The organism is Bacillus cereus group sp. BfR-BA-01408 (assembly GCF_022663305.1).
Lineage (GTDB): Bacteria > Bacillota > Bacilli > Bacillales > Bacillaceae_G > Bacillus_A > Bacillus_A pacificus.
On record NZ_JAKUFF010000116.1, the window covers coordinates 1 to 9,706 of the forward strand.

Sequence of the window (9,706 nt, forward strand, 5' to 3'; positions counted from 1 at the left end):
GAAAGGAACAGTTCAGCCATCAACAATTAAAATTACTCTTCATGAAAAAGCGAGAAAATATGTTCATGTAGACTTGAAATTATCAAATGAGGATCAGATGTCAGCTGGTGCTACGCTCGAAAAATCAAACATTAAACCTGATACGGTTGAGGTAGTTGGGACGAAAGAAGAAATTGAAAGTATTTCATCTGCTAAGGCGTATGTTGATTTAAAAGGTGTTAATAAAACTGTTACAAAAACACCCGAAGTGACATTATACAATAAAGAAGGCAAACGTTTAAATGTAAGAACAAGTCCATCTAAAATTAGTGTAACGTTGAATGTGGCGACGCAAGCTACGGCCAATAATACTGAAAAAACTGTTCCTATAACATATGCGAAAAAGGGGAGTTTACCGGAAGGATTGGCCGTTACAAATGTTAGCGTTGAGCCGAGAGAAGTAACGATAGCAGGTCCAAAAGATATATTGGATAATATACAATCGATAGAGGGGGTCGAAGTAGATCTTAGTCAATTGACAGAGTCTACAACATTCGATACCTCTGTTTTATTACCAAAGGGTGTAACAAGTGCGAAGCCAAATCAAGTAAAGGTTTCAGTAGGCGTACAAAAAACAAAACAAACGAAAACAAGAACGATTGATGGTATATCAATTCAAAAAAATGGACTTTCTAAAGACGTTACGGCCCAGTTACTTTCGCCGCAAGATGGGAAGATAAGCGTTGATATTTCAGGAGAAACAAGTATAGTAGATAAAATAACAGCTGCTCAAATAACAGCAGTGATTAATCTACAAAATGTGTCTCCTGGGACGAAGGATGTTGCTATTCAAGTGAGTGGCCCTGGTAATATTTCAATAGAGCCAAAACAAAAAAGTGCTAAAGTCACAATTGTGAAGAAAGAAAATCCTGATAAAGAAGTACAGGGTAACGGTGAGCAACCAAATTCAAATAATAATAAAGATAATCAAACTGAAAAACCAAAAAATCCTGAACCTGAACCTAAGCCTGATCCAGAAAAGGAAAAGGAGAAGGAGAAGGAACCGGAACAAAATAAAGATAAAGAAACTAGCCAAGAGCCAACAGTAGATAATCAAAAAGAGCCAGAAAAAGGAGCGAATCATAATGGGTAAATATTTTGGTACAGATGGAGTACGCGGGGTTGCGAATCAGGAGTTAACACCTGAGTTAGCGTTCAAAATTGGACGTTTTGGTGGTTATGTATTAACAAAAGATACAGACCGTCCAAAAGTAATTATCGGCCGTGATACACGTATATCAGGACATATGTTAGAAGGAGCTTTAGTAGCAGGTCTATTATCAACTGGAGCAGAAGTAATGCGTCTTGGTGTTATTTCTACACCAGGTGTTGCTTATTTAACGAAAGCGTTAGATGCACAAGCTGGTGTTATGATTTCTGCATCTCATAATCCAGTACAAGATAACGGAATTAAATTCTTCGGTTCAGACGGTTTTAAATTAACAGATGAGCAAGAAGCAGAAATCGAAGCTTTATTAGACAAAGAAGTGGATGAATTACCACGTCCAACAGGTACGAACCTTGGGCAAGTGAGTGATTATTTTGAAGGTGGACAAAAGTATTTACAATACATTAAACAAACTGTAGAGGAAGATTTCTCAGGTTTGCATATCGCTTTAGATTGTGCGCATGGTGCTACATCTTCTTTAGCTCCGTACTTATTTGCTGATTTAGAAGCTGATATTTCAACAATGGGAACTTCACCAAATGGTATGAACATTAACGATGGAGTAGGTTCTACGCATCCAGAAGTATTAGCTGAATTAGTAAAAGAAAAAGGTGCTGATATTGGTCTTGCTTTCGATGGTGATGGTGACCGTTTAATCGCTGTAGATGAAAAAGGAAACATTGTTGATGGCGATCAAATTATGTTTATTTGTGCAAAGTACATGAAAGAAACTGGTCAACTAAAGCACAATACAGTTGTTTCAACAGTTATGAGTAACTTAGGTTTCTACAAAGCACTTGAAGCTAACGGTATTACAAGTGATAAAACAGCAGTTGGTGACCGCTACGTAATGGAAGAAATGAAGCGCGGAGGTTACAACTTAGGTGGAGAACAATCAGGACATATTATCTTACTTGATTACATTACAACTGGTGATGGAATGTTAAGTGCACTTCAACTTGTAAACATTATGAAAATGACGAAAAAACCATTATCTGAGCTTGCAGGAGAAATGACAAAATTCCCGCAATTACTAGTAAACGTTCGTGTAACAGATAAAAAACTAGCACTAGAAAACGAAAAAATTAAAGAAATTATTCGTGTTGTAGAGGAAGAAATGAACGGTGATGGCCGCATTCTTGTTCGTCCATCTGGAACAGAACCACTTATTCGTGTAATGGCAGAAGCACCAACACAAGAAGTTTGTGATGCATATGTACATCGCATTGTAGAAGTTGTGAAAGCGGAAGTTGGCGCTGAATAATTTAATAAATTTATTGAAAAGGAGCACAATAAGTGCTCCTTTTTCATATGTTTTATAGATGGTGAAAAAATTTTCATTGACGGTTTATCCATGTTTGTTATAAGATGGTCTTGTTCTTTTTCTCAAAGGAAATATTGTAAATTATAGAAGCGCCAGAACTACAAGTAGTGTAGTTGACGAGGTGGGGTTTATCGAGATTTCGGCGGATGGCTCCCGGTTGTTCATCACAACCGCAAGCTTTTACTTAAATCATTAAGGTGACTTAGTGGACAAAGGTGAAAGTGTGATGAGAGAAAAGGAACGGATACAAACTAGCTGTATAAGTATATACGGACTTAAACCCAATCGAGAGGAAGGTGAAAGCCGTTACAAGCTTACAGGGCTAGCAATATGTAATCCGTTTTTTAGTATAAATAAAAATGGTATCGGACTATGTCGTTACATGTTCGCAGAGCAGTGTAAGCATTTGTAACGGCGACTAAACATGTGTGGAATCGTAGGATTTATTGGAGAGCAAGATGCAAAGGAAATTTTATTAAAAGGTTTAGAAAAGCTAGAATATCGTGGATATGATTCAGCAGGTATTGCAGTACAAGCAGAGAACGGTGTTGTTGTATACAAAGAAAAAGGCCGTATTGCAAAACTTCGCGAAATCGTAGATGAGAACGTAGCAACAAGCGTGGGAATCGGTCACACACGCTGGGCTACACATGGTGTTCCGAGCAAAGTAAACGCGCATCCGCATCAAAGTACATCAAAGCGTTTTACACTAGTTCATAACGGTGTAATTGAAAACTATGAGTTAGTGAAGAAGGAATATTTACAAGATGTAACGTTCGTAAGTGAAACGGATACAGAGGTTATCGTACAGCTTATGGAACAACAAGTGAGCACAGGACTAAGTGTAGAAGAAGCGTTCCGTAATACGCTATCTCTTTTACATGGCTCTTATGCAATCGGATTACTTGATGCTGAAAATCCAAACATGATTTATGTTGCTAAAAACAAAAGCCCGCTATTAGTAGGTGTTGGTGACAACTTTAATGTTGTGGCGAGCGACGCTATGGCGATGTTACAAGTTACAGATCAATTTATTGAATTAATGGATAAAGAAATTGTAATTGTAACGAAAGAAAGTATTACAATTAAAAACTTACAAGGTGAAACGATTGAACGTGCACCGTTTACAGCGGAATTAGACGCAAGTGATATTGAAAAAGGAACATACCCTCATTTCATGCTTAAAGAAATCGATGAGCAACCACTTGTTATCCGTAATATAATTCAAAAGTATCAAGATGAAAATGGCGAGATTGAATTAGATCAAGACATCCGCAATGCGATTTTAGATAGCGATCGTATTTATATCATTGCATGTGGAACAAGTTATCATGCAGGTCTTGTTGGAAAACAATTTATCGAGAAGTTTGCAAAAATGCCAGTTGAAGTGCATGTAGCAAGTGAATTCTCTTATAACATGCCATTATTAACAGAAAGACCATTCTTCATTTACATTTCACAAAGTGGTGAAACAGCTGATAGCCGTGCAGTACTTGTACAAACAAATGAAATGGGTCATAAAGCATTAACGATTACAAACGTACCTGGTTCTACACTTTCTCGTGAAGCGGATTATACACTTCCGTTATACGCGGGACCAGAAATCGCAGTTGCATCAACGAAAGCTTACACAGCACAGCTTGCAGTACTTTCAATTTTAGCTGCAGATATTGCTAAAGCAAAAGGTGAAGTTCTTGGTTTTGACTTAACACACGAACTAGGACTTGTAGCAAATGCAATGGTACAACTTTGTGATCAAAAAGAAGAAATGGACGCATTAGCAAAACAATTTTTAGCAACAACGCGTAACTGCTTCTTCATCGGACGTAGCGTAGACTTCTACGTAGGATTAGAAGGTGCGTTAAAGCTAAAAGAAATCTCTTACATCCAAGCAGAAGGATTTGCTGGAGGAGAATTAAAACACGGTACAATCGCTTTAATCGAAAATGGTACACCAGTTATCGCACTTGCTACACAAGAGCACGTAAACCTTGGAATTCGTGGTAACGTGAAAGAAGTAGTAGCACGAGGAGCTAACCCATGTATCATCTCAATGAAAGGCTTAGAAATGGAAGGTGACAGCTTCGTATTACCAGCTGTACACGAAGCGCTAGCACCGCTAGTAGCAGTTATTCCATTACAACTTATCTCATACTACGCAGCACTTCACCGCGAGTGTGACGTTGATAAGCCACGTAACTTAGCTAAGTCTGTTACGGTTGAGTAGGAGATTGGTAGGTTAATAAATATAGTTATAGCTTTAAAATAAATTTACAAATTTGTCCCCCTTTTAGATATTGTATCTAAAGGGGGATTTTTGTGTTAAAAAGAACATCTAAAATCGATAGGAGAAAGTTAGGATGCCCGTACGCTACTAAAGTACTACTTTCTTTTATCTGAATTTTTAATTATCATTTTAAGTATTCGTGAACAATTTCCTTTATTATGAAAAGAAGAGGGGATAGATTACTAGGTATTACAAGGGGGCTTATTAATGAACGTGAAAGAAAAAACATATTTAAGTATAGAAGAGATTATTTCATTACCAACCTTATCAAGTACCAATATAAGCGATGATGGCAAAAATGTAGCATTTGTTAAGAGGACAGCTAACTGGAAAGACAATACATATAGAAATCATGTATGGATATATGAAAAAGGTAAAGGGCAAAGTTATCCATTAACAAATGGGGATATAGATAGTACATGCCCATTATGGTCTCCAAATTCTAGGGATATTGCATACCTTAGCCCTGTTGGTAATGGGAAAAGTCAAATCTTCGTTAAGTCATTAGATGGTTACGGTGGGGTACAAATTACTAATGAGGAAGAAGGGATCAGTACATTCAAATGGGATCCTACCGGTAAAGGTTTTTATTATATTACACAGTCAAAAGAATGTGAGGAAATAAAGAAACGTAAGGAGCTATATGGAGATTTTCAACATGTAGGTAAGGAACATCAGAATAATTGTTTATGCTACATTGAAATAGAAAAAGTGATACAAAATGATAAAGAGGAACGAGAGAGTAACGGTGTTTATCAATTAACTGATGGTAAAGATTTTTATATCCATGACTTTGATATTTCAAATGATGGGAAAAAGGTTGTATGTATGGCTACACCAAGTATAAATGATCATATGAATGGTGATCTCTACATATTAGATGTTGAAGCTGGAGAACTACAAAAAATGAATATGGATAAGTTGTTGGGCGGGAGCGTTTGCTTTTCTCCTGAGGGCAGTAAAATGTGCTACGCAGCAAGCATAAGAGAGAAGGAGTATTATAGAAACCATATACAAGAGAGTACATTAGAGATATATGATATGAATACTGGAGAGGTGATTCAGCCCTTAACAAACTTTGATAGTACGGTTATGCCATTACAGTGGACAGCTAAAGGAATTTTAATTAGATGGCAGGATAAAACGAATTATCGTATTGGATTACTAGCTGAAGATGGCACTGTGAAAGCATTAAGCGACAAAATAGATGGCTTTATAATGGATGCTTCTATAACAAGAGATGGAAATCATATAACCTATAATAAGGTTATAACAAATGAAACTTTTGAAATCTATTTGGATGATAAAAAAATAACGAATGAAAATAGCTTTTTCGACGGGAAGCTTAAAAGTAACAGGGAAATCATCTCGTGGAAAAATAGTGATGGTCTTGAAATAGAGGGTATTTTATCAATCCCAGTAGAGTTTGACGCAAATAAAAAATATCCTTTATTAGTAGTAATTCATGGAGGTCCGGCTTGGGCATCCTTCCCGATATTTTCAGACTGCTTCAATGAGAAATATCCTATTGAACAGTTTGTTGAAAAAGGCTTTATCGTTTTAGAACCAAACTATAGAGGAAGTTCTGGTTACGGTAATGAATTTTTAAAAGCAAACTATAGAAAACAAGGATTTGCTGATTATGATGATGTTATATCTGGAGTGGATGCACTAGTTGAACAAGGGATTGTAGATAAAGATAGAGTAGGAGCTATGGGATGGAGTAACGGAGGATATATATCAGCTTTCTGTTCGACATTTAGCAGTAGATTTAAGGCTATTTCAGTTGGAGGCGGAATTACGAACTGGAGTACCCATTATGTAAATACCGATATCCCTTACTTTATTAGCATGTATTTAGGAAATAATCCATGGAATGACCCAGAGATATATAAGAAGACATCACCAATGACATATATTAAATCAGCCTGTACGCCTACGTTAATTCAACACGGAGAAAAGGATGTAAGAATTCCCATTACAAATGCATATGAGCTATATGAAGGATTAAGAGAAATGGAAGTTGATACAGAATTAATGATATTTAAAGGAATGGCATATAGTTCTGATCAGCCAGGAATGAATGTAGCTATTATGAAGCAGAACTTGATGTGGTTTTCACATTATATTCTTGGGGAAAGTATGGAGGGATTTCGTACTGGGATTTTTCGTTGTGTAATCGGGTCAGATTGTTGTAAACTGTATGCAAACCGTTATGATTATAAGGAAACGTAATTCGGAGGACGAATATGACAGCGAATAAAAATGAGTTATCTGTAGAACAACGTGAAGAACTATTAAAAGCATTACAAGCTCGTTTTGAGAAAAACATGAACCGCCATGAAGGTCTTGAATGGGCTAAAGTTGAAGCAAAGATAGAAGCTAATGCTGAAAAATTATGGTCACTTAATGAAATGGAAGTAACAGGCGGTGAGCCGGATGTTGTTGGTTATGATGAAGAGAAGGACGAGTATATTTTCTGCGATTGCTCAAAGGAGAGTCCTAAAGGTCGTAGAAGCCTTTGTTATGATCTTGAAGCGTTAGAAGCAAGAAAGAAGCATAAACCGGAAAATAACGTTATTGATGTGGCAACTGCTATGGGTATTGAACTATTAACAGAAGAACAATATCGACAGTTGCAACAACTTGGGGAGTTCGATATGAAATCATCAAGCTGGGTACAAACGCCTTCAGATATTAGAGAGCTTGGTGGAGCTCTATTTTGCGATTATCGCTTTGGACACGTTTTTGTGTACCACAATGGAGCAGATTCATACTATGCTGCTAGAGGATTTCGTGGTTCTTTAAGAGTTTAAATTTGGAGTAAGTAAGAAAAGAGCCTATACTTAGGCTCTTTTCTTATTATTTCTCTGGTTTTATATATAGATAGAAAATCTCATCTTTATTTAAAACAGCATCCAGTTCTCGGTCTGTATATTGTAATTTTGAATAAATCTCTTCAGTTAAATAGATGTTCTGTTGCTCTTTTTTTCTCTTTAAGTCAATGTATTCATTTAATGCGACTCTGAAAAACCATGGACGTATGTTATCCTCGGTTAAGCTATCTAGCAATGTGTATACTTTATAGAAAGTATTTTGGATGATGTCTTCTGCGTCTTCTTTTATAGCCCCTTTCGCTAGTAATAGTTTGAACACTTCCTCCCCTAAAGTGATAAGATAGGAGGTCAATATATTTTCTTTTCTCATCATTTTTCCTCCCTACACTTATACAACGGATAGGTAATAGTAAATGTATACACTTAAATGCAAATTCGTTATTAACTACGTTTTATAGTACATGATACTTCATGAATAGGAGTAATCATTTCATTTTTTGAAATATTAAATCTTTAATGTTAAAATGAAATTTGGAGATATACGGAAAGGAGACAAGGACTCAATATGTGGATGAGCTTGTAATGATTAGAAACTAGATAGATAAATTTTTCTCTCGTAAGTGAGGGTTTATTTAGCTATCTGTAAATCATGCAAGGACCGCATATTTGGCTTGTACATCCCTTTTGTAAGGATAATGTGTAGGGAAATTCATATCTCTTATATAAAGTATGCGTCCTTTAAATTGGAGGAGTATATGATGAATCAATTAAAAAATAAAATAGCAGTCGTTACAGGTGTAAGTCGTCTAGATGGTATAGGCGCAGCAATTTGTAAAGAATTAGCTGAAGCAGGATACGATATATTTTTTACTTATTGGACAGCGTATGATAAAGAGATGCCTTGGGGCGTTGATCAAAGTGAACAAATACAATTAAAAGAAGAGTTACTAAAAAACGGTGTGAAAGTATCGAGCATGGAGTTAGATTTAACTCAGAATGATGCGCCGAAAGAGCTTATAAATAAAGTTACTGAACAACTAGGTTACCCTCATATATTAATTAATAATGCAGCGTATTCTACGAATAATGACTTCTCTAATTTGACTGCTGAAGAATTAGATAAGCACTACATGGTCAATGTTCGTGCGACTACATTGTTAAGTAGTCAATTTGCTCGAGGATTTGATAAAAAATCTGGTGGTAGAATTGTAAATATGACGTCGGGGCAATTTCAAGGACCTATGGTTGGAGAACTGGCGTATGCAACAACGAAGGGAGCTATTGATGCTCTTACTAGTTCGTTGTCAGCCGAGGTGGCTCATTTAGGAATAACAGTCAATGCAATTAACCCAGGTCCAACCGATACAGGCTGGATGACTGAAGAGATAAAGCAAGGATTAAAGCCGATGTTTCCTTTTGGCAGAATTGGTGAACCAAGGGATGCAGCAAGACTCATTAAGTTTTTAGTAAGCGAAGAAGCAGAGTGGATTACGGGACAAGTTATTCATTCAGAAGGTGGATTTAAAAGATAAAAAGAAGGTATCTCACACTGGTGAGATACCTTCTTTTTTAATCTTTCTTCAATCTTCGTGCAACACCATTCCCTAAAGACTGCAATCCTTGTACGAGGATAATTAAAATAAAGACAGTTGCATACATTACTTCAGGTTCATAGCGTAAATGCCCGAAGCGATATGCTAAGTCCCCTAGTCCACCAGCACCTACAAGGCCAGCCATTGCTGTTGCGCCGATTAAGCCAATCGTTGCAATTGTTAATCCAAGTACAAGGGAGGGACGAGCTTCTTTCACCATGACGTGCCAAATAATTTTTATAGTAGAAACGCCCATCGCTTGGTAAGCTTCAATCACGCCACGATCGACTTCTAATAATGCTGTTTCCATCAATCTTGCGATATAGGGAGCAGTGAAGACGACAAGCGGTACGATAACACCTTGCACACCAATGGATGTTCCCATTAGAAACTTTGTAAAAGGTAAAATGAAGAATAATAGAATGATAAATGGAAGAGAGCGAATGATATTAATAATTG

General features: G+C 36.7%; 7 protein-coding genes and 2 pseudogenes. 7 read left to right on the top strand and 2 right to left on the bottom strand.

Going from position 1 to position 9,706, the window contains the following annotated elements:
* The 6 genes and pseudogenes from MR083_RS25210 to MR083_RS25235 all read left to right on the top strand — a co-directional run.
* Positions 1–1,132 (top strand): CdaR family protein (locus tag MR083_RS25210; RefSeq protein WP_242270015.1); only part of this gene is annotated, 1,132 nt, incomplete at its 5' end.
* The gene (glmM, locus tag MR083_RS25215; protein ID WP_000521482.1) at positions 1,125–2,471 is read left to right on the top strand and encodes a phosphoglucosamine mutase; all 1,347 of its coding nucleotides are present in this window, start codon (positions 1,125–1,127) and stop codon (positions 2,469–2,471) included. The genes MR083_RS25210 and glmM, both read left to right, overlap by 8 nt.
* 286 nt (positions 2,472–2,757) lie before the next feature.
* Positions 2,758–2,943, top strand: coding sequence for a hypothetical protein (locus MR083_RS25220; RefSeq protein ID WP_001208183.1), 186 nt, complete (start codon positions 2,758–2,760; stop codon positions 2,941–2,943).
* A 12-nt stretch (positions 2,944–2,955) separates the two neighbouring features.
* Entirely contained in the window at positions 2,956–4,758 is a 1,803-nt protein-coding gene (gene glmS / locus MR083_RS25225; protein WP_000334168.1) for a glutamine--fructose-6-phosphate transaminase (isomerizing), read from the top strand.
* 267 nt (positions 4,759–5,025) lie between these two features.
* Positions 5,026–6,978 (top strand): annotated as a pseudogene (locus MR083_RS25230) (alpha/beta hydrolase family protein); the annotation flags it as partial.
* An 89-nt stretch (positions 6,979–7,067) separates the two neighbouring features.
* Positions 7,068–7,634: a DUF4256 domain-containing protein gene (locus MR083_RS25235; RefSeq protein WP_016716256.1), complete on the top strand. Its 567-nt coding sequence runs from the start codon at positions 7,068–7,070 to the stop codon at positions 7,632–7,634.
* A gap of 67 nt (positions 7,635–7,701) precedes the next feature.
* Here the strand turns inward: MR083_RS25235 and MR083_RS25240 are convergent.
* Positions 7,702–8,025, bottom strand: a pseudogene (locus MR083_RS25240) (RNA polymerase sigma factor); the annotation flags it as partial.
* Between the two features lie 385 nt (positions 8,026–8,410).
* Here MR083_RS25240 and MR083_RS25245 point away from each other — a divergent pair.
* Positions 8,411–9,187 carry an SDR family oxidoreductase gene (locus MR083_RS25245; protein WP_242270016.1) on the top strand — a complete coding sequence of 259 codons (777 nt, stop codon included), beginning with the start codon at positions 8,411–8,413 and terminating at the stop codon, positions 9,185–9,187.
* 37 nt (positions 9,188–9,224) lie between these two features.
* Here the strand turns inward: MR083_RS25245 and MR083_RS25250 are convergent.
* The coding region (locus tag MR083_RS25250; RefSeq protein WP_242270017.1) for a methionine ABC transporter permease at positions 9,225–9,706 on the bottom strand (482 nt) is incomplete at its 5' end.